This is a genomic window from Ruminiclostridium papyrosolvens DSM 2782 (genome assembly GCF_029318685.1).
GTDB classification, from domain to species: Bacteria; Bacillota; Clostridia; order Acetivibrionales; family DSM-1351; genus Ruminiclostridium; species Ruminiclostridium papyrosolvens.
The window spans coordinates 119,247-142,865 of sequence record NZ_CP119677.1; the positions used below are offsets into that span (position 1 = coordinate 119,247).

General features: G+C 37.8%; 19 protein-coding genes. 16 read left to right on the forward strand and 3 right to left on the reverse strand.

Annotation, left to right across the window (positions count from 1 at the left end; all coding sequences use genetic code 11):
- The 6 genes from P0092_RS00585 (at window position 1) to leuB (ending at window position 7,304) form a co-directional block, all read left to right on the forward strand.
- Window positions 1-1,932, forward strand: coding sequence for an ABC-F family ATP-binding cassette domain-containing protein (locus P0092_RS00585; RefSeq protein WP_004619127.1), 1,932 nt, complete (start codon window positions 1-3; stop codon window positions 1,930-1,932).
- A gap of 25 nt (window positions 1,933-1,957) precedes the next feature.
- Window positions 1,958-3,277 (forward strand): DEAD/DEAH box helicase, encoded by a 1,320-nt coding sequence (locus tag P0092_RS00590; protein ID WP_004619128.1) that lies wholly within the window; start codon window positions 1,958-1,960, stop codon window positions 3,275-3,277.
- A 55-nt stretch (window positions 3,278-3,332) separates the two neighbouring features.
- Entirely contained in the window at window positions 3,333-4,235 is a 903-nt protein-coding gene (locus tag P0092_RS00595) for an AraC family transcriptional regulator (protein WP_004619129.1), read from the forward strand.
- Between the two features lie 142 nt (window positions 4,236-4,377).
- Entirely contained in the window at window positions 4,378-5,637 is a 1,260-nt protein-coding gene (leuC, locus tag P0092_RS00600) for a 3-isopropylmalate dehydratase large subunit (RefSeq protein WP_004619130.1), read from the forward strand.
- 81 nt (window positions 5,638-5,718) lie between these two features.
- Complete coding sequence (gene leuD, locus P0092_RS00605) at window positions 5,719-6,207, forward strand: 3-isopropylmalate dehydratase small subunit (RefSeq protein ID WP_004619131.1); 489 nt, start codon at window positions 5,719-5,721, stop codon at window positions 6,205-6,207.
- A 26-nt stretch (window positions 6,208-6,233) separates the two neighbouring features.
- Entirely contained in the window at window positions 6,234-7,304 is a 1,071-nt protein-coding gene (gene leuB / locus P0092_RS00610) for a 3-isopropylmalate dehydrogenase (protein WP_004619132.1), read from the forward strand.
- Between the two features lie 180 nt (window positions 7,305-7,484).
- Here the strand turns inward: leuB and P0092_RS00615 are convergent, their stop codons facing one another.
- Window positions 7,485-9,074 carry an IS1182 family transposase gene (locus P0092_RS00615; RefSeq protein ID WP_117407395.1) on the reverse strand — a complete coding sequence of 530 codons (1,590 nt, stop codon included), beginning with the start codon at window positions 9,072-9,074 and terminating at the stop codon, window positions 7,485-7,487.
- 414 nt (window positions 9,075-9,488) lie between these two features.
- Here P0092_RS00615 and gap point away from each other — a divergent pair, with 414 nt between their 5' ends.
- From gap to P0092_RS00640, 5 genes are all read left to right on the forward strand, one after another.
- A complete protein-coding gene (gene gap, locus P0092_RS00620; RefSeq protein WP_004619134.1) occupies window positions 9,489-10,508 on the forward strand; it encodes a type I glyceraldehyde-3-phosphate dehydrogenase in 1,020 nt (339 codons plus the stop codon).
- Between the two features lie 55 nt (window positions 10,509-10,563).
- Window positions 10,564-12,033, forward strand: a complete 1,470-nt coding sequence (locus P0092_RS00625; protein ID WP_040758760.1) for an aminotransferase class I/II-fold pyridoxal phosphate-dependent enzyme — start codon at window positions 10,564-10,566, stop codon at window positions 12,031-12,033.
- Window positions 12,034-12,053: 20 nt separating this feature from the next.
- A complete protein-coding gene (locus tag P0092_RS00630) occupies window positions 12,054-13,517 on the forward strand; it encodes an ANL family adenylate-forming protein (RefSeq protein WP_276187032.1) in 1,464 nt (487 codons plus the stop codon).
- A gap of 173 nt (window positions 13,518-13,690) precedes the next feature.
- Window positions 13,691-15,076 (forward strand): beta/alpha barrel domain-containing protein, encoded by a 1,386-nt coding sequence (locus P0092_RS00635; protein WP_086024848.1) that lies wholly within the window; start codon window positions 13,691-13,693, stop codon window positions 15,074-15,076.
- Window positions 15,077-15,101: 25 nt separating this feature from the next.
- A complete protein-coding gene (locus tag P0092_RS00640) occupies window positions 15,102-16,061 on the forward strand; it encodes a DMT family transporter (RefSeq protein ID WP_004619138.1) in 960 nt (319 codons plus the stop codon).
- 65 nt (window positions 16,062-16,126) lie between these two features.
- On the opposite strand, the gene P0092_RS00645 is transcribed toward P0092_RS00640, so the two are convergent.
- Window positions 16,127-16,672: a cysteine hydrolase family protein gene (locus P0092_RS00645; protein ID WP_004619139.1), complete on the reverse strand. Its 546-nt coding sequence runs from the start codon at window positions 16,670-16,672 to the stop codon at window positions 16,127-16,129.
- 193 nt (window positions 16,673-16,865) lie between these two features.
- Between P0092_RS00645 and P0092_RS00650 the strand changes: the two genes are divergently transcribed.
- Window positions 16,866-17,753: an AraC family transcriptional regulator gene (locus P0092_RS00650; protein WP_004619140.1), complete on the forward strand. Its 888-nt coding sequence runs from the start codon at window positions 16,866-16,868 to the stop codon at window positions 17,751-17,753.
- 34 nt (window positions 17,754-17,787) lie between these two features.
- Here the strand turns inward: P0092_RS00650 and P0092_RS00655 are convergent, their stop codons facing one another.
- Window positions 17,788-18,777, reverse strand: a complete 990-nt coding sequence (locus P0092_RS00655; protein ID WP_004619141.1) for a M15 family metallopeptidase — start codon at window positions 18,775-18,777, stop codon at window positions 17,788-17,790.
- 192 nt (window positions 18,778-18,969) lie between these two features.
- Between P0092_RS00655 and P0092_RS00660 the strand changes: the two genes are divergently transcribed.
- The 4 genes from P0092_RS00660 to P0092_RS00675 all read left to right on the forward strand — a co-directional run bounded on the left by P0092_RS00660 (window position 18,970) and on the right by P0092_RS00675 (window position 23,616).
- Entirely contained in the window at window positions 18,970-19,236 is a 267-nt protein-coding gene (locus tag P0092_RS00660) for a hypothetical protein (protein WP_004619142.1), read from the forward strand.
- Between the two features lie 41 nt (window positions 19,237-19,277).
- Window positions 19,278-20,102 (forward strand): cyanophycinase, encoded by an 825-nt coding sequence (locus P0092_RS00665; protein ID WP_004619143.1) that lies wholly within the window; start codon window positions 19,278-19,280, stop codon window positions 20,100-20,102.
- Window positions 20,103-20,137: 35 nt separating this feature from the next.
- Window positions 20,138-22,819 (forward strand): cyanophycin synthetase, encoded by a 2,682-nt coding sequence (gene cphA, locus P0092_RS00670; protein ID WP_004619144.1) that lies wholly within the window; start codon window positions 20,138-20,140, stop codon window positions 22,817-22,819.
- 170 nt (window positions 22,820-22,989) lie between these two features.
- Window positions 22,990-23,616, forward strand: a complete 627-nt coding sequence (locus P0092_RS00675; protein ID WP_004619145.1) for a hypothetical protein — start codon at window positions 22,990-22,992, stop codon at window positions 23,614-23,616.
- The last annotated feature ends 3 nt before the right edge of the window (window positions 23,617-23,619 follow it).

A 23,619-nucleotide genomic window follows, 5' to 3' on the forward strand; every position in this document is an offset into this window, starting at 1 on the left:
TTGAATATTTTATCCGCTGAAGGTATTTCAAAAAGCTATAGTGAAAAAATATTATTTAATGATATATCGTTGGGTATAGGCGAGGGAGATAAAATCGGGCTTATAGGCGTCAACGGAACAGGTAAAAGCACTCTTTTAAAGGCAATTGCAGGTATTGAGACTGTTGACACAGGAAATATAATTAAGTCCAATAAAGTAAGAGTAGGCTATCTTGAACAAAGTCCTGCTTTTGAGCCGGGAACAACAGTGCTTCAACAGGTATTTAACGGACATTCCCCTGTTATGGTACTGCTGAGGGAATATGAAGATATACTTTTAAAAAGCAGTCAGAAGCCCGCAGATGAAAAACTTGAAAAAAGACTTCTGGATTTAATGCACCAAATGGATACTATGAACGCCTGGACCTTGGAAAGTGAAGCTAAAACAATACTTACAAGACTGGGAATTGATAGTTTTGAGGCAGATGTAGCAACTTTGTCGGGGGGACAGAGAAAGCGAATTGCAATGGCGGGGGCATTAATTAATCCCACTGAGCTGCTTATACTGGACGAGCCTACTAACCATATTGACAATGATACTGTTGACTGGCTTGAAAAGTATCTGAATACCAGAAAAGGTGCTCTTTTGATGGTTACACATGACAGATACTTTCTGGACAGAGTTGCAAACAGAATTATAGAACTGGACAACGGGAAGCTTTACAGTTATCAGGCTAACTACAGCCGATTCCTTGAAATGAAGGCGGAACGTGAAGAGCTGGAACAGGCTTCTGAAAGAAAAAGGCAGAACCTTTTCCGGAATGAATTGGAATGGATAAGAAGAGGCGCACAGGCACGTTCTACCAAGCAAAAAGCCAGAATCGAAAGGTTTGAAAAGCTCAAAGATGCAGATGCACCCAAACAGGATGAAAATATCGAAATTCAGGTGGGAGCTGCGAGACTTGGAAGAAAGATAATTGAACTTGAAAATATAAAAAAATCCTATGATGATAAGACATTAATCAACGATTTCAGTTATGTACTGCTAAGAGATGACAGAATAGGAATCATAGGGCCTAACGGAATCGGGAAATCAACACTTTTAAAGGTACTTTCAGGCCAGATTGCACCTGATTCGGGAAAGGTAGAAATAGGCGAGACGGTAAAGACAGGATTTTTTACTCAGGAAAATACGGATATGGATCAAAACTTAAGGGTTATTGAATATATCAGAACAGTGGCAGAACACATAGAAACTGCAAACGGAAGCCTTAGTGCTTCACAAATGCTGGAGAGATTTTTGTTTCCACCGAGTGTTCAGTGGACGCCTATCTCAAAGCTTTCAGGCGGAGAGAAAAGAAGACTGTATCTTCTTAGCATACTTATGGGTGCTCCAAACATATTATTACTTGACGAACCTACAAATGATTTGGATATTCAGACACTTACAATTTTGGAAGCTTATTTGGACGAATTTCCGGGAGCGGTTATAACCGTGTCCCATGACAGATACTTTCTGGACAGAATGGCCAACAGGATATTTTCCTTTGAAGGTAATGGAGAAATTACCAAGTATGCCGGAAACTACTCGGATTACAGAGAGTATGCAGCAGGACGGGAAAAACAGGATGGTACAGAAAGGGCAGCAGACCCGGATAAAAATAGTAACAGTTCACAAAATAAGACAGAGTGGCAAAAGAATAAGGAAAAACCTCTCAAATTCACTTTTAAAGAGCAAAAGGAATTTGATGAAATAGACGATGTGATAGCTGCTCTGGAGTCCGACATAGAAAATGTAAAAAAGGATATTGATAAATCCGCAACGGATTTTTCAAAGCTTCAGGAGCTTCTTCTAAAACAGCAGGAGCTTGAAAAGGAACTGGACTTGAAAATGGAACGGTGGACTTATCTGAACGAACTGGCTGAAAAGATAGAAAACAGCAAGAAAAAATAAAAAGCAGTGTGTAAAGGAGAATGACATGGAGCAGTTATTTGAGGGCATGGAGCTGGACAAGACCCTTGTGGAGGCATTAAAAAAGGAAAGTATAACAGTACCTACCGATATACAGCAAAAGGCTATACCCGAGGAACTGAAGAACAGAGATGTAATTCTTCATTCTTCTACGGGAACGGGAAAAACACTGGCATATCTGCTGCCTCTTTTCATGAAACTCTCTGTTGACAAAAAGGAAATGCAGGCACTTATACTGGTGCCTACCCACGAACTGGCAATACAAGTTGAAAGGCAGATAGAATTACTTTCACAAAATTCTGAAATTAAGGCCACATCTACTCCTATTATCGGCGATGTAAATATTATGAGGCAGATGGATAAGCTAAAGCTTAAACCCCACATAATAGTAGGAACAGCCGGAAGAATACTGGAATTGATTCAAAAAAAGAAGATTTCAGCACATACCATTAAAACAATTATTATAGATGAGGCAGACCGACTTCTGGATGATTATAATTTAGATTCCATAAAGGCTGTTATTAAGACAACTCTGAAGGAAAGGCAGATAGTAATGTGTTCCGCAACTATCTCTAAAAAGACAGTTGAGCGTGCCATGCCTTTAATGAAGGAACCTCTTATTATAGAGAGTAAATCGGACATGGGTGTTCCGGATGCTATTGAACACCTGTATTTTGTGGCTGAGCAAAGAGAAAAAATTGATGTTTTGAGAAAGCTTGTAAGAATGATAAATCCCAAGAAAGCGATTGCCTTCTTTGCAAACAGCGAGGATATTTTTGTTTCGGAAGAAAAGCTCAGATATCACAAGCTGAAAGCGGGAGGTATTCATGGTTCACACATAAAATCCGACAGGAAGAAAACCATGGACGATTTCAAAAATGGTAAGCTTCAGCTTCTAATTGCCTCTGATATTGCAGCCAGAGGGCTTGATATAGAAGATGTAACCCATATTTTTAATGTTAATATCCCTGAAAGGTCAATGGACTATCTTCACAGAGTAGGCAGAACAGGCAGAAACGGGAAACCGGGTGTGGCAATATCCATTGTAACCGAAAAAGAAATAGAGTTCATGAAAAAGTTTGAAAAGGAACTGAAAATTAAGATAATTCCAAAATCCATGTCCAATGGAAAGATTGTTGAATATAAAAAGGAAAGAAGCAAGAGGCCTGCAGAAAGGTCTAAATACGGAAGTCCGGCAGGTGCAGGAGCCGTAAAAAGTAAAACCGGTAATTTTAAGCAAAATAGGACGGATGACAGAAAAAAGACTTTTGGAGACAAAAAAAAGTCAGACAGTGGATTTAAAGTATTCCGTAGACCAAAAAATTAGAAAAGCCTTGTCCTATATGGTGCGGACTATCTAGGGTTGAAGGGAGTTGGGTAATATGGAAACAACGACGTTTCCCAAAGCGTGGGAAGGTGTGCTGGGCTCGGCAAGCTTTATTCCCGTTACCAGTGTAAAAGCCATTGAACGATACCATGATGCTGAGTGGTCAAAGGGACTAAGTATGCATGAAACCTTTGAAATGGTTTATATAAAATCAGGCAGCGGTGTATTCGAGATTGGAGAACAGAACGTCTCTGTAGGCTCAAATGATATTGTTATAATTAAACCAAACCAGAGGCATAAACTAAGTGTTGCTTCAGAAGACGGGTGCGACTTTATTGTTCTGTATTTCAAATTTATGGATCAAACCGAGCATACTCTCTCAGAGGTTTCTCTTGGAGATTTTATTAACTTCGTAAGCGGCAGGGAATCAGGTTCTTTTATTAAGCTAAAAGTAAGCCAGAAAAATGATATAATCGTTCTTTTAAACAGGATTCTCAAGGAACAGACAAATGACCAGTTAGGCAGTGAGCTGCTTAACTATCTTATGCTGATGGAGCTGTTTGTGCTTATATCAAGGGCTCTGAAGGCTGAATGGGAAAACAGCATAAAGAACAAAAGCCCCAAGATAAAAGAACTTATGCAGTCTGCAATACAGTTTGTTCACAATAATTTTGAACGGGAGATATCAATAACGGATATTGCAAAATATGTTTTTCTTAGTCCAAGCTATTTCACAAGAGCCTTTAAAGAAAACACAGGGCTTAGTCCCATGCAATATTTGTTAAACATAAGAATTAAAAGAGCATGTGAACTGCTTCAGGAAACAGACCAGAAGGTTGGTGAAATAGCGCTGAGCGTGGGCTTTTCCAATCAACAGAGATTTAATGATATGTTTAAGAAACAAACAAATATGACTCCAATGCAATATCGCAATTCGTCAAAAAACATTCATAATTGAAGAAATAACGGTAAATAACAGGAAGAACACTTTTTAAGCTTATTATATAATTGCTTTAATGTTAAAGGCTTGAAAAGAGTTCTTTTATTTTACGAAAAAATGTTTAAATTTATATATTCATGTGACAAAGGGGGATTTAAAAATGGGAATGACAATGACACAGAAGATTCTTGCAAATCATGCGGGAATAGACAAAGTAGTACCCGGGCAGTTGATAAAAGCTAAACTTGATATGGTTCTGGGGAATGATATAACATCTCCCGTAGCTATCAAAGAGTTTAATAAAATTGGTCTGGATAAAGTATTCGATAAGAATAAAATTGCTATAGTACCCGACCATTTTACTCCCAATAAGGATATTAAGTCCGCGGAACAGGTTAAGCTTTGCAGGGAGTTTTCAAAAAAAATGGAGATAGTAAACTTCTTTGAAGTCGGACAAATGGGAGTTGAACATGCACTATTGCCTGAAAGAGGTCTTGTAGTACCGGGAGATGTGATTATAGGGGCTGATTCCCACACATGTACTTACGGAGCACTTGGAGCATTCTCAACAGGAATAGGCAGTACCGATATGGCAGCGGGAATGGCAACGGGAGAAGCTTGGTTCAAGGTTCCCGAAGCAATTAAGTTCGTTCTAAAAGGTAAGCCTCAAAAGTGGGTTGGAGGAAAGGATGTTATCCTTCATATCATTGGAATGATAGGTGTTGACGGTGCACTTTACAAATCAATGGAGTTTACCGGTGACGGCGTGAACGCTCTGTCAATGGACGACAGATTCTCAATGGCAAACATGGCTATTGAGGCAGGTGCAAAAAACGGAATATTTGAAGTAGACGAAAAAACCGTTGAATACGTAAAGGAGCATTCCATCAGATCATATACTGTATACAAGGCTGACGAGGATGCGCAATATTCAGAAGTTTATGAAATAGACCTTGCTGAAATAAAGCCAACAGTTGCATTTCCTCATCTTCCTGAAAATGCACGTACCATTGACAAGGTGGGCGATATTAAAATCGATCAGGTTGTAATCGGTTCATGTACAAACGGACGTATAGAAGACATGAGAATAGCTGCCCAAATTCTAAAAGGACAAAAGGTCAGCGACAATGTAAGGTGTATTATTATTCCTGCTACTCAGAAGATATGGAAGCAGGCTATGAACGAAGGCCTGTTTGACATATTTATAGATGCGGGAGCTGCTGTAAGCACACCTACCTGTGGTCCATGCCTTGGAGGACATATGGGTATACTTGCAAAGGGAGAGAGAGCTGTTGCAACTACAAACAGAAACTTTGTAGGACGTATGGGACATCCTGAAAGTGAAGTTTACCTTGCAAGTCCTGCAGTAGCTGCGGCTTCAGCAATAGCAGGCAGGATAGCAGGCCCTGATGAAATTTAATTTATAAGAGATTGACATAAATGAAAACAGGCACGGATATTTTTATTGGTATTTTGTCCGCTGTCGGAAAAGGAGATAGATATGAATGTTAAGGGTAAGGTTATAAAGTATGGAAACAACGTTGATACAGACGTAATTATACCTGCAAGATATTTGAACACATCAGACCCTGCTGAGCTTGCCAGTCATTGCATGGAGGATCTTGATGATAAATTTACACAGAGAGTCCAAAAAGGAGATGTAATGGTTGCCGGAAAGAATTTTGGCTGCGGTTCCTCAAGAGAACACGCACCCATTTCTATAAAGGCTTCGGGAATATCCTGTGTTATAGCAGAAACTTTTGCAAGAATATTCTATAGAAATTCTATTAATATCGGGCTCCCTATTTTAGAGTGTCCTGAAGCTGCAAAAGATATAAAGGATGACGATCAGGTAGAAATAGACTTTGATAAAGGGTTGATTAAAAACCTTACAACAGGCAAAACATATCAGGGTCAGCCGTTTCCCGGATTTATGCAGGAGATTATTTCTTCCGACGGGTTGATACAGTATATTAATAATTCGCTTTAATAGACTGCTGGAATGGAGATGAATATATGAATTATAAAATTACAGTGCTTCCGGGAGACGGAATTGGTCCGGATATAATAGCGGAAGCCTTGAAGGTTTTAGATTTGATAGGTGAAAAATATGGCCACAGCTTCTTATATACAGAAGCTGATTTAGGCGGTATTGCTTTAGACAGGCATGGAGAGCCGCTGCCACAGGTTACGGTGGATACCTGTAAGGGGAGTGATGCAGTGCTGCTGGGGGCAGTAGGTGGCCCTAAATGGGATACATTGCCCGGAAATAAGAGGCCGGAAGCGGGATTGCTGGGGATAAGAGCGGCTCTCGGATTATATGCCAACCTTAGACCGGCTGTTATATATGGGGCTTTAAAGGATGCATCACCGCTCAAAACAGAAATAATTAGCAATGGTATTGATATTATGGTTATCCGTGAATTGACCGGAGGAATTTATTTCGGCAAGAGAGGCAGACTTGACTCAGAAGGCGGAGAGGCTGCATTTGACACAGAAATGTATAATGTATCTGAAATAAAGAGAATAGCAAAAGTTGGCTTTGAAACGGCTATGAAGAGGGGCAAAAAGCTTATGTCCGTGGATAAGGCCAATGTACTTGAAAGCTCAAGGCTCTGGAGGCAGGTAGTTGAAGAGGTGGCAAAGGAATATCCGGAGGTTGCCTTAAGTCATATGTACGTTGATAATGCGGCAATGCAGTTGGTCAGAAACCCTGCTCAATTTGACGTTATCCTTACAAGTAATATATTTGGAGATATCTTATCGGACGAAGCTTCCATGATAACAGGTTCTATCGGAATGCTGCCATCCGCCAGTGTTGGCTCTTCGAAGCTGGGGCTTTATGAGCCTATACATGGGTCTGCACCTGATATTGCAGGACAGGATAAAGCAAATCCTATTGCGACAATACTTTCAGTGGCTATGATGCTGAGATATTCACTTGATTTGACTGATGAAGCAGATGCTATTGAAAAGGCTGTTCAAGATGTTTTAAATTCGGGCTACAGAACTGCTGACATAGCCTCTCCGGGTACTAAGGTTGTTGGTACCAAGGAGATGGGAAAGCTCCTTAGAGAGCATATGTAGTTAAACATATATACAATTCCTAAAGGGAGTGTCGCAAAACTACTTAGAAAGTAGTCAGTGATGCTCCTTTCTTTTGCTCCAATATATATTATTGCTAAATTGTTGATTATCCTGTAGGATATTCCTGATTTTATTGAATTTGAGCGCACTTTAATAGGCCTATTAGATTTCGTTGGAATTTTAGCAGGCTTTTATTTCATGAAGTTCTTTTCCACATCGGTCATTTTGAATTTTGGAGTGTAGCTTGTTTATGTTATAGCCAAAACACAACAGCATAAATTCCGTTTTGACACTGGTTCTCCCTCTAGTTAAAAATCGTTTAAAATTATAGTCACTTTTTAGAACCCCAAAGGCTCCTTCAACTTGGATGGAACGATTTACTCTTAGAAGAATGCCTTTTTCCGTCAAGATGTTTTCATAAGATTTTTGTCTCTTTTTTACAAATGTTTTAGATACCTGCATTTTGCGATTTCCTTGGGCTTTTGTACACTTAGACTTATAGGGGCAATTACTACAATCTTCACATTCATATATGCTAATCTCGGAACGATATCCTGTTGCAGATTTTCTATGAGTTGTTCCTGACATTTTTAATTGTTTTCCATTATGGCACGTATACTCATCTTTATCTTCATCATATTTCATATTTTCACGTTTGCTGATATCTTTCTTGAAACTTTTCTTCTTCCATATCTTGTATGTTTGAGGTTTTATGTAGCTTTGCTGTTGCTTTTCTTCCAAGTACAGATAGTTTTCTTCGCTCTCATAGCCAGAGTCTGCAATTATATTTTCATAACACCTTCCTAAGTTTGATTCCATACTTTTTAGAAACGGGATCAGTGTAGCAATGTCATTCCTATCCTGAAAGACTCCAACGCCGGTAACATATTCGCTTTCTACACCAATCTGTACATTGTAAGCAGGTTTTAGCTGAGCGTTACGCATGTGATCATCTTTCATGTGCATGAATGTTGCATCAGTATCCGTTTTAGAATAACTGTTTCTCCCCTCGAACAGCCGGTTATGAGCATTGTATTTTTCCTGACGTTCTTTAAATTCCTTAAGCTGCTCTGTGAATTTCTGTACTTGAGTTTTACGTTTACCGATTCCATGAACGAATTCTATATTGTCTTCTTTTTGCTTATCCTTTAAATATTTAAGGACTTGCTCTAAATCCGCCAGTATACTATCTTTTGATACTGAAAAGTTAGTTAAATATGACTGGTTTATATCCACTAAGCAAGCTTTGATTTTCTCAAACATCTTTGCTTCGTTTTTATTGACTACTTTCTTCCATACAAAGGTATAGCGGTTTGCATTTGCTTCAATTTTAGTACCATCCACAAACAGGTTTTCGAATTTGACTTCTCCTATAGAATGCAGGTGCTGAACCATTTGATAGAATAGGTCTTCTATTGCTTCTGGAAGATAATCCTTGCGAAATCTGGCTATAGTTGAGTGGTCAGGCTTTGATTCCCCTTGGAGCAGCCACATGTAATTAATATCTCTTTTACATGCAGTTTCAATTTTTCTGCTTGAGTATATGTTATTTGAGTTTGCATATGTTATTATCTTGAACATAGTCTTTGGGTCAACTGCCGGTTTTCTTCCCGTAGAAGAGTAAGCCTTATACAACTTTGTGTAATTCAATCCCTCCAATATTTGGCTTAGCAGTCTGACAGAATCATCTTCAGGTATTAACATCTCCAAATTTAAAGGCAAAACTAATTGATAGTATCCGTTAAATCCGGTATAATTTTTATGTTGGATAAGTTTTTTCACAAATTAAATTATACAACACTTGCGGGCCCTACGGGACCCGCATTTTACTATTTTAGGTACAAAAAGGGGACTGCTGCACAGCGAATAAAATTTATTCATTGTGCAACAGCCCCTTTTTTTTTGTGGTGCATATTTCTACTGTTTATATCCATTTCAATACCATTAGTATTAGTCTGTAAACCATCCTGTGCCATCTTCTGTATACTGATTCGACAAATAAAGAGCTAAATTCACCTCTACTATCGTTAAATATTGAAGGAAAAATAAAAAAGTTGATAATAGTTACTAAAATGTTTATTTTTGTTAATTATTTTTTGTCAGTATTCAGTTTATTATTAATCATGAAGTACATATACAGAGTATTTCACACACGCAGATATTAATTTGTTAGGAGGTTATGTGATGGCTGTAAGAATTGGAATAAACGGATTTGGCAGGATAGGAAGAAATTCGTTTAAAGTGTTATTGGAAAAGTATTCAGAAGATCTGGAGGTTGTTGCAATTAATGATTTGACAGCGCCGGAAACGTTGGCACATCTGTTAAAGTATGATTCTGTATTTGGAAGGTACAATGGATTGGTTGAAGTTTGTAAAAACGGCTTAAAAGTGAATGGAAGGCCAGTCAAGATTCTATCGGAAAAGGATCCTGCAAGTATCAATTGGGGAGATATGGGAGTTGATATTGTTTTGGAGTCCACAGGATTATTCAGCAAGAGAGAAAAAGCCCAGTTACATATCACAAAGGGTAATGCAAAAAAAGTAATAATATCAGCACCTTCACCTGATGATGATATAACCGTAGTAATGGGAGTTAACCATGATAGGTATGATGCGAAAAAGCATAACATAATTTCAAATGCCTCTTGTACTACCAACTGCTTATCACCATTGGCTAAGGTATTGAATGATAACTTCGGAATAGTCAGAGGATTGATGACCACGGTTCATGCATATACCAATGATCAGAAGATTCTTGACTTACCGCATAAGGATTTAAGGAGGGCAAGGGCTGCAAATGTATCAATAATTCCTACAAAAACAGGGGCTACAAAGGCGGTTGAAAAGGTGCTGCCTGAGCTTGCAGGGAAGTTGAGCGGGCTTGCTTTGAGAGTACCTACATTTGCTGTCTCAGTTGTTGACCTTGTTATCGAAACGGAAATGCTCGTAGTAAAGAATGATGTAAATGCTGCATTGATTGAAGCTTCGGAAGGAAATATGAAGGGTATTCTGGGATACACGCAGGAACCACTAGTATCCATAGATTTCAAGGGTCAGTCTGAATCATCCATTGTAGATGCTCTGTCCACAATTGTTATTAATGATAATATGATTAAGGTTGTTGCCTGGTATGACAACGAGTGGGGTTATTCAAACAGGTATGCCGATTTAGCAGCTTTTGTAGCGAAAAAGGGCTTTAATTAAATTACAGGTATTCGCTGCGTGAATGCTATGTTGGCTGTTAAGGAGGCCTAATATAATGGAAAACTGTGATTTGCTCTTGACCCCTGTTGCAGATAAATTAAGGCAGCTTATCAATAGAGATATAACATCATTCCACGCTCTTCCCATATCAGGGAAGAAGTCCATATCCTCCTCAGCCATATATGATAAATATAAGGACTTGTTTGGGGACGATTACTATAGGTCTGAAATGACTATAACTGGCGAAAATTTTGATACGCCGGTACTTCCGTCCCGATGTATAAAGCAATCTGAGGATTTGACCGCAAAGGCTTTTGGAGCAAGAAAGAGTTTTTATGTAACAATGGGAACAACCACTGCTAACAGGATAGTTATAAATACCATGGCGGATTATGGGGCTCGGGTTTTAGTTGACAGGTCCTGCCACATTTCAATCCATTTCAGTGTCAGGGATAGAAAGTGTGAGCTTACATATATCCCGTATAAGCATTTATGTAAAGCATCAGGACGTTCCTATTTTAACTTCTACAAGGTTGTTTCTCAATATAAACAGGCACTTAAAGATGGTAGACCATACAAACTTGTAATTTTAAACGGGTATTCGTATGAAGGTGTTTTTTATGACTTGAAACCGCTAATCAGGGAGTGTATAAAAGCCAACGATGATGTTAGCTTTTTAATAGATGAGGCATGGTTTGCATATGGATATTTCCACAAGGGTTATAAAAAGTATACGGCTATGCAGATAGCTGCAGATTTACAGGCAGAAATGCCGGATAGGAAAATATGTATTGTATCTACTCAATCGGCTCATAAATCTTTAAGTGCCCTTCGTCAAGGTTCATATATTCATACTTTCGCAGATAAGGCTTTTGTCAGAAAGTTATTGGAGAACAAGTTTTCTGTACATACTACCTCGCCAAGCTACCCGATTATTGCTTCACTGGAGTTGGCAAGAGTACAGGCCGTTAAGGAAGGCAGCCGCATGATAGAGGATTCGCTATTGATTTCTAAGTTCTTTTGTGAACAGGTCAAAGAGAATAAAAGGTTATCCTTATACGCTATAAATAATAAAGATTTTATCGGTAAGGGTGATGGGGGCAGGGTATTTGTGGATCCTCTGAAAATTTCTATTAACCTGTCAAAATTAAAGATAAGGCCAAAAGACTTTATCAGGTACGCTTTTGATAAATTTGGTATTTATATTAACAGATACTGCAATAAATCCATCCTTATAAACATTCATATAGGAATTAAAAAACAGGATATTTTAACACTATTGGACGCAATGGAAGAATTTCAACAGGAGACTCAGGAAAAAATGTTAAATCCCCGTAAGAATAGTATTTCGGCGGAGAATGAGATTGATTATAGAGCCGAGGTAGGGGCAATAAGCGAATGTTTTGTTATTCCTTACCCTCCGGGAGTGCCTTTGCTTTTTAAGGGAGACATAATAAACCGTAAGGAAGCAGAAAAAATAAAGATACTAAAGCAAAACGGAGTGGATTTAATAGTAGTTAAATAATTTATGAAGGAGGTTGAAGGATGATTCCATTATCAAAGCTTAAGAAAATGTCAGATAAATACCCTCAAAAGGCAGCAATTATTGAAGGTAATAAAGTTCTAACCTATAACGATTTATATACGATGACAGGCAATGGTGTAAGCAACATTGTCAGTAAATATAATATTCAGAAACTTAAACGGATTGTCTTTATATCTGAAAACAGATATGAGATGCTTGTGCTTATGTCAATATTCTCTACGCTGAAGGTGACATTTTTGGGATTGGACTTTACAGGGAGTATCCAAAAAAAAATAGAGTGCATAAAAAGCATAGATGCGGAAGGTATCGTATATACAAAGAGGTATGCAGATGAAGTAAAGCTGATAAACAAAGGACTTAATCTGCTGACAATTTGTGTGGATAAAGAGTTTACTGACTTAGTAAGAAAACCCGACGAGACACAGCAGGAGTTCGATGCAAGCGGGATTAGCCGCCCTTTTGAGTCTATATCATTTACCTCTGGTACCAGCGGGATTCCAAAAGTTGTTTATAGAGACAAATCCTTTGATGGAAGGCGGTTTCCCTATCTTATAGACAGATTTGGATTTACTGAGTTAGATTTATTTCTTGTGACAGTACCTTTTTACCATGTTTCAGCAATGGGCTGGGGCAGGCTGTTTTTGAACATTGGAGCTACCATTGTATTGGGAGATATAAATAATCCGGTTAGCATGGCAGCGGACTTGGTAAAATATAAGATTACCACTACACTGATTGTACCGAATATTCTGGAAAAAATGACAAAGGCCTTTGAAGAAAGGGTAGTAGAGGGTAGCATAAGTCTGAATTTTATTATCGTAGGAGGAAAACATTTTCCGGCAGACCTGAAAAGGCGCTCGATTAATGTATTTGGGTCTATTGTACATGAATACTATGGTTCAACGGAAACAGGAGTTAATGTTATTGCTGAGCCTCATGACTTGATAGCAATTGCTGACAGTTCGGGCAAGGAAATGGACGGAAGCAGAGTGAAAATCCTTGATGACAGGAACATTCCTCTTCCCAGAGGTATTAAGGGACACGTAGCTATTTCCAGCTACCAGAATATGAAGGGATATCTGAATGCTGAATCAAACAAGGTAGAAATAGAAGACACAGACTATATTGTTACGCCTGATTACGGTTGGATGGATGACAACGGATATTTGTTCCTGACAAGCCGTTCAACTCCTGATATCAATATCTACAAGCTTGAAAATGAAATAGTCAGGATTAATGGAATAGAGGATTCGTACATATTTACAGGAGACGATGATAGATTATACTGTGTTGTTACAATTAATCATGAGCTAAATAGTAACTTAACCAAAGTCAAGAATATTTTAGAGTCAAACGGTTTTAACGACTTTAAAATAATTAATACAGTTATACCCTACAGCATGTCTGGAAAAGTAAATTTAGAAAAACTTAAAGGCATGGTAATAAGGGTTTCAAATAGATAATGCAACTACCCCTGTGTTTAAAGTATTTCTAACGTACAGCTCATGTTCATTTGAGTACCTCTTACGTTTTTAAATAAATTTTCCTTTTAAATCTTGAACATGAGTTGTACTGAGTACTTTACTCCGGAAGACGATGTTATAAAAAGCAGATAACGTTGGTATTGTAAGGAGGAATGACCTTGGTTGTTTTAAATGAAAATACAGGAATTCTTGAAAAAAGGTGTGAATCGTATACTCTTCAAGATATTGAAAAACCAAACCTTTATAAAGATATATTTAATTATGACGAGATACCAAAATGTGTATTCGATTACAAAAATATACCCATATCACCTGCAAAAAATTTTTGGATAACTGATACAACGTTCAGAGACGGACAGCAATCAAGAGTACCCTACACTGTTGACCAGATATTAAAGTTATATGACTTTCTTCACCTGCTTGGGGGTGAGAAGGGAATAATACGACAGACTGAATTTTTCCTGTATAGTGATAAGGACAAAGAAGCCGCACTTGGCTGTATGGAGAGAGGATACAAGTTTCCTGAAGTTACCGGATGGATACGTCCGCTGAGTAAGGATTTAGAGCTTGTTAAAGATTTTGGACTCAAAGAGGTTGGTTTCCTGGTAAGCAGTTCAGATTATCATATCTTTAAAAAGTTGAACAAGACAAGACAACAGGCAATGGAGGATTATATGTCTATCATTAGGAAAGCTGTTGAATTGGAAATAAAACCAAGATGTCACTTTGAGGATATAACCCGTTCTGACTTTTACGGATTTGTACTACCGTTTGCCAATGAACTCCAAAAGCTAATGGTGGAGAGTGGAACACCAGTAAAAATCAGATTATGCGACACCATGGGATATGGTGTTTCGTATCCCGGAGCTTCATTACCCAGAAGTGTACCTGAAATTATATATAGTTTGAGAACCCTTGCGGGGTTCGATAGTGAATTACTTGAATGGCACGGGCATAATGACTTTTATAGAAGTGTAAGTAATGCTGCCACTGCATGGCTTTACGGATGTTCGGGTGTGAACTGTTCACTTTTAGGGATAGGCGAAAGGACAGGAAATACACCCTTGGAGGCAATGGTAATTGAATACGCACAGTTGAGGGGTACTCTGGATGGTATGGAGGTCTCTGTAATAACAGACATAGCAAGATATTTTGAGAAGGAACTGGATTATATTATACCTCCCATGACACCTTTTGTGGGCAAAAGCTTTAATGTAACACAGGCGGGGATTCATGCTGACGGTCTGTTAAAGAACGAGGAGATATATAACATATTCAATACCGGCAAACTCCTGAAAAGACCCGTTGGTGTTTCTGTAACTCAAACATCCGGCCTTGCAGGAATAACATTATGGATTAATAATAACCTAATGCTTGATAAAAATTCAAAGCTTGACAAAAAAGATCCCAGAGTTAAAAAAATTAAAGATTGGGTTGATGTCCAGTATCAGTCGGGTCGGGTTACACCTATAAGTGACGTGGAAATGATTGAAACTATAAGGGCAATAGCACCTGATATATTTATATTAACAATGTAGAAATAAAATAAGGAGAACGTTTTATATGAAAAAAGATAGTTTAATAAAGGGAATGATATTTTGCTTTCTTGCAGTTGTTGCATGGGGAGGAATGTTTCCAATTGCAGGTGTAATCATGAAAGTAATAAATCCGTTTCATTTTACAGCAATTAGATATTTGGTTGCAGGTATAATATTTCTGATTTTATTATTTATTTTAGAAGGAAAAAAATCTTTCGGCTTTGACGGTAAATTTTGGAAATTATACTTTTTTGGGTCTATGGGGTTTGCCGGATATAGTTTTTTAACATTTGGGGGGCAAAAATTACTTGGGACTTCAGGGGCTGTTGTAGCCTCTATCTTGATGGCCCTGATGCCTATAAATACAGTTATTGTAAATACTATTTTAGGAAAAGCGAAGCCCAAACCCTTTACGCTGGCTACAATTATTTTTGCCCTGGCAGGAGTAATAATGGTTATAACAAAGGGTAACATAAATAACCTCTTGGCGGTAAAAAACAACCTGCTTGGAGATATATTGATATTCCTAGGGACAATCTGCTGGGTTATTTACACAATTGGAGGGACAAGCTTCAGTTCCTGGTCACCCATAAGATATACATCCTTAAGCTGCGCTCTGGGAGTTATAACAGTATGCCTGTTAACCGCTGCTGGAACTGCTATGCACCTTATTAAAACACCATCATTGAACGATGTGTTTTCAAATAGCTGGCAACTGGGGTACATGGCTCTTATAGCAGGGGTAATGGCAGTATTCCTCTGGAACTATGGCAATAAAATAATTACACCCATTAATGGAATACTTTTTATGAACCTGGTTCCTGTAACAACCTTCGTAATTTCTATTTTCCTTGGTACCAGTTTCAAAGGTATTGAGTTATGCGGTGCGGTACTAACAATATCCTCACTTATAGCTAATAATGCATATACAAGATTTAGCATAAACAGTGAGAAAAAAGAAAAGGCCTTAAGTCAGAAGGCCTGATACATATTTTTCAACTATAATAGTCAGAATCTGTGAGCCTGTGCTTTAAAAATATGGCTCATGGCTCACAGATTTTTTATCCACTCATCTGAAGAAAGTACTTTGCTGAATCTTGCCGCTTGTGTAATCAAAATGGCTTTATGAAGATCTTCTGCAGAAATAGTACCTGCACTGTTTGATAATTGGAGTGTCCCGGTTGCATCTGACAGAAATTCAACGGAATAGCCCATATGCATAGCCTGCCTTGCAGTTGTATCACAGCACATCTGGGTCATAAAACCTGCTATGGCAACAGTATCGATTTTCAAATCCTTTAACACAGATTCCAAATTTGTATTTGTAAAGCTGCCGGGCAATTTTTTCTCAACAACCTGGGCATGCTTTTTACTTAAAAGCTCAGGATGAATGTCCCACTCATTACTCCCTTTTTTAAATGTCATTGCATTCTCGGCGGGGGAGGTATGCTGGATTAGAATAACAGGTATATTTTTTTCGTTGGCAGTATTGACTACCTTGAGAATGTTACTAAAGCTGTTTGAGGGATATGAGATAGGTAACTTTCCAGATATATATTCGTTTTGCACATCAATTACCAGTAATGCTCTTTTCATAAAAATATTCACTCCTTTATCTTTATCATAGTTATTTTATAGCAATGTAATTATATACCAAATAAGGCAAAATTGGTATATACTGCAAAAAGTATTATTTAAATTAGATTAGTTGGTATTATGTTGATAAAATTATCAGTTGGGAAACCTTTGTATTTTTTTTGAAAGTATTGAGTCTCAGGAGGGCTGCTTAATGCAAGATAATACAGCTTGGTTTGATCTTGATATTTATAATACGTTATCTACATTTGACACGGTATTCTCCAAGGATAAACTTCATCTTCTGTTCATAAGGAAAGGAGTAATGTATGTAAACATAGATGATAAAAAGCTTATACTTACAGCAATATCTATTTTTTGCTTCAATGGACGTGAAAATTTTGCAATACAGAATAAATGTAATGTAGAGGTAACGAGACTTTCGTTTTCACCAAATGTTATTAACAGCTCGTTTACAGTTGATAATATACACGATATTCCCAGCAATTTTTCAAAGACGGACAGGCTTGATTGCCTTTGTCTTCAGCCATTTATACATCGTACCGGACAATATATCGGGCAAATAGAGGTTGGACTGAAGCAAATTGATAAAATTGATTTTCTGTTAAAACAGATTATGGATATATCTGAAAATGTTTATTTTTTAAATAAGGACTTTATATATAGGTCTGCAATATTGGAACTTTTATTAATTATTAATCAACATTCGAGTAAAGTCTTATTATGTAATAATACTATGCCGAATACAGATAACTCAACGGGAATAGAGGATGTAATCAGCTATCTGCATTCCTTTTATTCTCATAATATAACGATTGCAACTATAACGCGCAACTTCAATACCAATAGAACAACACTTTCAAAGAAGTTCAAAGAGAAGCTTGGTGTTACTCCAATAGATTATTTGAACAGGGTAAGGATTACTAAAGCCGCACTGTTATTGCAGGAATCAAATATGCCTATAAATCAAATAATGATTAAGGTAGGATTTAATAACCGCAATTATTTCAACAAGGTTTTTAAAAAGCAGACGGGGTTAAGGCCGGGGGAATTCAGAAGAAATTACAGAAGCATTGTATGAAATGACTCAGTATTAATCACTGAAATCCTTAACGTCAATATTTAACGGTTAAGAGTAACACATCTTTTTTTACAGGCTCAAGTTCAATAGATGTATTTGTATTGCCGCTCCAATAAACCTTTTGGCGTCCATCAACTTTCATGAACAGAGAATCTTTACCTTCTAGAATATTACCTGAGAAAATTTTCTGATAAAACTCCTCAAGGCAAAGGTTTTCTGAAAACAGATACGTACTAAGAGGAATTTCCGTATATCTAAAATGCCATGGCTCATAGGTTGCTCCCGTAATGTTTGTCTTTTTACTGTCATACCTTAGTATAAAGCCGTATTTATAAGCGTTTGAGTTCAGCCATATTTGTTCTTTGGTTCCCTCAAAATCATTTCTGTGCTGTCCATTAATGCTGAATAAATCCACCGCAAGACCTGTCTCATGCTCGGAAAAACCGGGCATCGCCACCAGTAAACGAGTCTTTTCAAGGGCTTCTTTATAGGTTTTACTTTTTTTCCCAAAAACACTGAGATTGTAGTTGAATATTTCCTTTTGAGAGGCTTCTGACCTATAGGCACTGTTTAAAACAAATCCCTCAACACCTTCCTTTCTTGCGGAGTCAAGCATGGAATATAATGCTTTGGCAGTGGAGGGCTTCAGTTTCAACCCCTGATTTTCAAGGACTATTTTTTTGGAATCAATATTCACAAGGTCATCATTCACTGTGCTTTTTTCCAGAGGAGTGTACTTGTTAACCAGAACTTTTGTGGAAGACGATTCAACACCAACTTTACTGTAGTTTTTTAAATCAAAGTTCTTATTTATATCTGTTATATATAAATTATTACTAAGAACCATTATTTTTAAATAATTTGAGCCCATGGAGGTATATAAAACCGTCGGTGAAAGGTTTGGGTTGTTTTGTCCTGCATTGGAAGACTCTTTTGACCAATCAGTTTTTATTTCTGACAAAGTAATGGGAGTGCAAAAAAGCAAAACCAATACAAAAGCTATAAATATAAGCAACTTTTTCATTGTGGCCTCCTATTTTTTTAACAATTACTATTATATGCCAAAAAAACAGTTTTAAATTATATAAAAATGCCTTATTTTGAATTTATTAGTTAAATGAATAGTAAAGTTACATTTTGCAAATAATAGGCAATGAATTAACTACTATTACATTATTAACGGCTGCGAAAACGGCATATGGAGGCAGTGAAGATTATGAGTGTTCACGAAATATCTCAACATAACGTAGATTTCAAAAAGGGTTTTATTTTATTAGGAGGTTGGATTTCCGCGGTATTATCTCTTTTCATTTACCCGTTTGTTTTCGGTATGGTAGGAGTGATTTCAGGTATTCTTGCCGCTAAAGATGAGAAAAGCAGAGTAGGAGTCATGCTTGTTACAGCCTCAATTCTACTCATGGGGGCCGGACTGGCTTTTAGTAACAGACTTTTGGCTACAACTATGAGTTATTTTGGATTTTAAATTTAATTGATAATATACCTTTAATATATTTGGAGGAAAACATGGAAGACTTGGTGAACGGCAACCTGCTGGTAATAGGAGGGGCCGAAGATAAGTGGGGCCAGAGTAAGGTACTCAAGCATGCCATTGAAATGTGCGGGGGACCGGAATCAAAAATCATGGTTTTGACAACAGCTACGCAAAAACCCGAAGAAGTCGGTAAGGAATATAGGGCTGTTTTTTCAAGACTTGGAGTAAAATCCATAGATGTTTTAAATGTTGACAGCAGAACAGATGCAAACAGCGACTCTGTAGCCCAAAAAATATCCGGTGCTGCAGGGGTTTTTTTTACCGGAGGGGACCAGCTTAGAATTACAAGTATATTAGGCGGTACAAAAACTGCCAAGGTTCTTATGGATATGTATAAAAAGGGTATACCTATCATAGGAACAAGTGCAGGAGCTTCAGTAATGAGCAGTGTTATGATAGTTGACGGTAATGGGAATTCCGCTGCAAGAAAATGCACTCTTGGCATGTCTCCCGGACTTGGATTCATAGATCAGGTTATAATAGATCAGCACTTTGAGCAGAGGGGAAGACTGGGCAGACTTTTGATAGGAGTTGCACAAAACCCTTCCGTTCTGGGAATCGGAATAGATGAAGACACCTCGATAAAGGTATACTCAAATGCTTCTTTTGAGGTAATAGGCACAAACTGTGTTACCGTAATTGATGGGTACACTATTCAGGAGTCAAATGTTTCAGAGTTAAAATCAGAGGAAATAATTGCATTGTCAAATGTAACCATACACATATTACCCAGTGGATACGGATATGATATCAGTCAGAGAAAAATAATAAGGCCTAAAGAAAACAAACACAATTAAATGTTGTAATTCAACTTATCAGGAGGTTTTTCAAGGTGCAGATTCAAAGCATTTATTGCTTTAAAGGAAGGAATATATACAGTCATCAGCCGGTTATCCGTATGGTAGTGGATATAGGAAAGTATGAAGAGGGTCCTACCAAGGATATACCGGGATTCAATAAAAAACTTCTCGAATTTTTCCCTGAAATAGCAGAACACACCTGCGGAGTGGGGTATGCAGGAGGATTCGGTGAAAGGCTTATTGAAGGAACATACATGGGACATGTAGCTGAACATTTGATAATAGCAATTCAAAACAGGTTCGGTTACTTTGTAAAATATGGACAAACAAGACAAATAGGTAATACATCAAAATATTATATAGTCTATGAATACGGTAACGAAGCTTTTGCAGTTGAATGCGGAAGAAGGGCAATTGAAATAGTAGAAGCCTTTGCTGAGGGTAACACCGTTGATTTAGAACAAATCATGAAGGATTTGAAATATATATCCTCAGATACTGACATGGGCCCCAGTACCAAAGCCATTTATACGGCTGCAAAAAGAAGGGGAATACCTGTAAACAGAATCGGTGACGGAAGCATTCTCAGATTAGGCTACGGAAAGTACACAAGAGTAGTTCAGGCATCTCTTACTGATGGCTCAAGCTGTATAGCCGTAGATATTGCATCTGATAAACAAATGACAAAAAAACTTTTAACGGATAATAACATACCTGTTCCATACGGAGTTGTTGTAAGAACCGAGCAGGAAGCCTTTGAGGCTGCTGCAAAGGTAGGGTTTCCGCTGGTAATCAAGCCCATAGATTCAAATCAGGGAAAAGGAGTTACTGTAAATATCTGTTCTGAGGATAAAATTAAGGTAGCTTTTTCGGAAGCACGAAAGTATTCAAAAAAAGTTATAGTTGAAAGATTTGTTTGCGGAAGGGATTATCGTGTGCTCGTAGTAGGAGATAAGGTATGTGCTGTTGCTGAACGCAGGCCCCCCCGTGTTACCGGCGACGGATTGAGTACCATAGCACAGCTTGTAGAGTATGAAAATGCTAATCCTCTAAGAGGCGAAGATCATGAAAAGCCCTTGACCCTCATCAAACTCGACGATATTTCACTAAATTATCTTAAAACTCAAGGGTATTCTCCTAATACTGTTCTAAAGCCGGGGCAGATAGTTAACCTCAGGCAGAACGGAAATATTAGTACAGGAGGCACAGCTAAGAACTGTACAAGAGAAATCCATCCTAAAAACGCACAGTATGCACTGGCTGCTGCAAAAGCCATGGGTCTTGATATTGCAGGGATAGATTTTTCAGCTCAGGATATTTCAATACCTATTGATAATAACCGGGGTGCAATAATAGAAGTAAATGCGGCTCCCGGACTGAGGATGCATCTCCACCCAAGTGAAGGAGCGCCGATAAATGTTGCTGATGCTATACTTGATATGATGTATCCGCCAAATAAGCCCGTTAGCATACCTGTTGCAGCAGTTACAGGTACAAACGGCAAAACTACCACAACAAGACTTATTCGGCACACCCTATCACTTATGGGCTACAATGTAGGTATGACCTCAACAAGCGGCATTTATGTAGGCGATGAATGTGTTCAAAAGGGTGATAATACCGGCCCCGTCAGTGCAGAAGTCATATTGACAAACAAGGAAGTGGACATTGCGGTTCTGGAGACAGCCAGAGGGGGAATAGTACGAAGGGGATTGGGATATGATTTGGCGGATGTGGGAGTTCTTATTAATATAAGTGATGACCATCTTGGAATAGACGGAATAAATACAATTGAGGATCTTGCAAAAACAAAGGCTCTTGTTGTAGAAGCTGTAAAACACGACGGATATGCAGTTTTAAATGCTGATGACGGTATGACTCCTTATATATTGGAAAGGACTCGCAGCAACGTTATAATGTTCAGCAGGGGTATTTCAAACCCTGTATTTAAAAGACATTGCAAAAATCCTAAAAATATAGCTGTATTCGTAAGAGAAAGCTTTGTATGGATTCAAAGAAATAACAAAAAGATTCCTCTGATAAGCTTAGATGATATTCCCATAACCTTTGGAGGAATAGTTGATTGTAATATAGAAAATTCTCTGGCTGCAATATCAGCACTCATAGGACTCAATATACCATTGGATGCAATAGTAAAAGGCATGAATACGTTCCAGCCTGACATGGAACTTAATCCCGGCAGATTTAACATTTTCGACATGGGAACATTCAAAGTAATGATAGATTACAGTCACAACATAGCAGGGTATTCTGCTGTAGTAAAATTTATGCAAAGAATAAAAGCCAAGAGGCTTGTTGGAATAATAGGTATGCCCGGAGACAGACAGGATTCAAATTTAAAAGAGGTTGGAGAGCTTTGTGCTAACTCCTTTCACAAGATTTATATAAAAGAAGATATTGATTTAAGGGGACGAAGACGAGGGGAAGTAGCAGATATATTTGAGCAGAGTATAATTAGTGCCGGAGCAAAAAAAGAAAACGTAGAAATTATATACAGAGAAACAGAGGCGCTGGAAAAAGCCATGCTCGACGCGCAACCCGGGGATTTGATTGCATTGTTCTATGAAGAATTTGAGCCTGCCATTCATGTTATAAACAGGTTTAAAAAAGAGCAGGAACATGCAAATGAACTATTGGAAGGCAGCTTAAATGTATCTGTTAAAAATATAAAGCAATTCAGTACAAAATCATAGTTGTTTTAAATAGGGGCTGCAGCAAATAAAAAGATTTGCTGCAGCCTTCTTTGATAAAATAATACAGGTATTCTTAAACATATCCTTCCCATAACAGAACGTATATGGTAGAATTTAAAAAAATGTAATAATAATGGATTGGTCTTTTCGTTTATTATATGGAGGATAAAATGCCTGAGGTTTATTATTATGTGAGTTCTGATAAAGTATCGGATATACTTGACTGCGGCCTGAAACTGTCTGCTTTCTATGACAAGGAAGTAATGATTGAGGGGTATATTCAGCAGTGCTTTGCAGGTCTTATAAACCCAAAGGATGACATGAGTTCGTATAATTCGGAAGGCCTTACATGTATAAAGATAAATGTTAGAAGTGATAAATGTTACGTGGCAGACAGCTTTGTCTATGAGACTATAAAAGAAAAGCCTGAGAACCTTGAATTGTATAATAAATCAGTAATTCCGTTGGAGAAATATATTTTTGGTACTTACCGTAAACCGGAATGTCTTATTACCTCGACTATACTGGCGGGAGAAGCGGCCAGACTTGACAGGTGCATGGATTTACCTGTTATTTATGAAAATTCCGAAACCCTGTACATAAATAATATTATAAATAATTTCAGAGAACAGTACGATAATTTTGACGACTATCTTTTATACAGTTTTTTCAGCAGGCTTGAAGAAATGGGCAAAGTTAATACAATAAAAAGCAGTGACGGTGGGAAAACTGTATTTACAACCGAGTCCGGGGAGATATATTGCATCAGAAAGCCTGAATTAAACAAAATATTTTAGACA

Excerpts from the sequence above, each read along its gene's own strand:
- gap (WP_004619134.1), top strand. The coding sequence starts at position 9,489 with ATGGCTGTAAGAATTGGAATAAACGGATTTGGCAGGATAGGAAGAAAT.
- P0092_RS00595 (WP_004619129.1), top strand. The coding sequence starts at position 3,333 with ATGGAAACAACGACGTTTCCCAAAGCGTGGGAAGGTGTGCTGGGCTCG.
- leuC (WP_004619130.1), top strand. The coding sequence starts at position 4,378 with ATGGGAATGACAATGACACAGAAGATTCTTGCAAATCATGCGGGAATA.
- P0092_RS00665 (WP_004619143.1), top strand. The coding sequence starts at position 19,278 with ATGGAAGACTTGGTGAACGGCAACCTGCTGGTAATAGGAGGGGCCGAA.
- P0092_RS00590 (WP_004619128.1), top strand. The coding sequence starts at position 1,958 with ATGGAGCAGTTATTTGAGGGCATGGAGCTGGACAAGACCCTTGTGGAG.
- P0092_RS00640 (WP_004619138.1), top strand. The coding sequence starts at position 15,102 with ATGAAAAAAGATAGTTTAATAAAGGGAATGATATTTTGCTTTCTTGCA.
- P0092_RS00655 (WP_004619141.1), bottom strand. The coding sequence starts at position 18,777 with ATGAAAAAGTTGCTTATATTTATAGCTTTTGTATTGGTTTTGCTTTTT.
- leuB (WP_004619132.1), top strand. The coding sequence starts at position 6,234 with ATGAATTATAAAATTACAGTGCTTCCGGGAGACGGAATTGGTCCGGAT.
- P0092_RS00675 (WP_004619145.1), top strand. The coding sequence starts at position 22,990 with ATGCCTGAGGTTTATTATTATGTGAGTTCTGATAAAGTATCGGATATA.
- P0092_RS00630 (WP_276187032.1), top strand. The coding sequence starts at position 12,054 with ATGATTCCATTATCAAAGCTTAAGAAAATGTCAGATAAATACCCTCAA.
- P0092_RS00650 (WP_004619140.1), top strand. The coding sequence starts at position 16,866 with ATGCAAGATAATACAGCTTGGTTTGATCTTGATATTTATAATACGTTA.
- leuD (WP_004619131.1), top strand. The coding sequence starts at position 5,719 with ATGAATGTTAAGGGTAAGGTTATAAAGTATGGAAACAACGTTGATACA.
- P0092_RS00625 (WP_040758760.1), top strand. The coding sequence starts at position 10,564 with ATGGAAAACTGTGATTTGCTCTTGACCCCTGTTGCAGATAAATTAAGG.
- P0092_RS00645 (WP_004619139.1), bottom strand. The coding sequence starts at position 16,672 with ATGAAAAGAGCATTACTGGTAATTGATGTGCAAAACGAATATATATCT.
- P0092_RS00660 (WP_004619142.1), top strand. The coding sequence starts at position 18,970 with ATGAGTGTTCACGAAATATCTCAACATAACGTAGATTTCAAAAAGGGT.
- P0092_RS00635 (WP_086024848.1), top strand. The coding sequence starts at position 13,691 with ATGACCTTGGTTGTTTTAAATGAAAATACAGGAATTCTTGAAAAAAGG.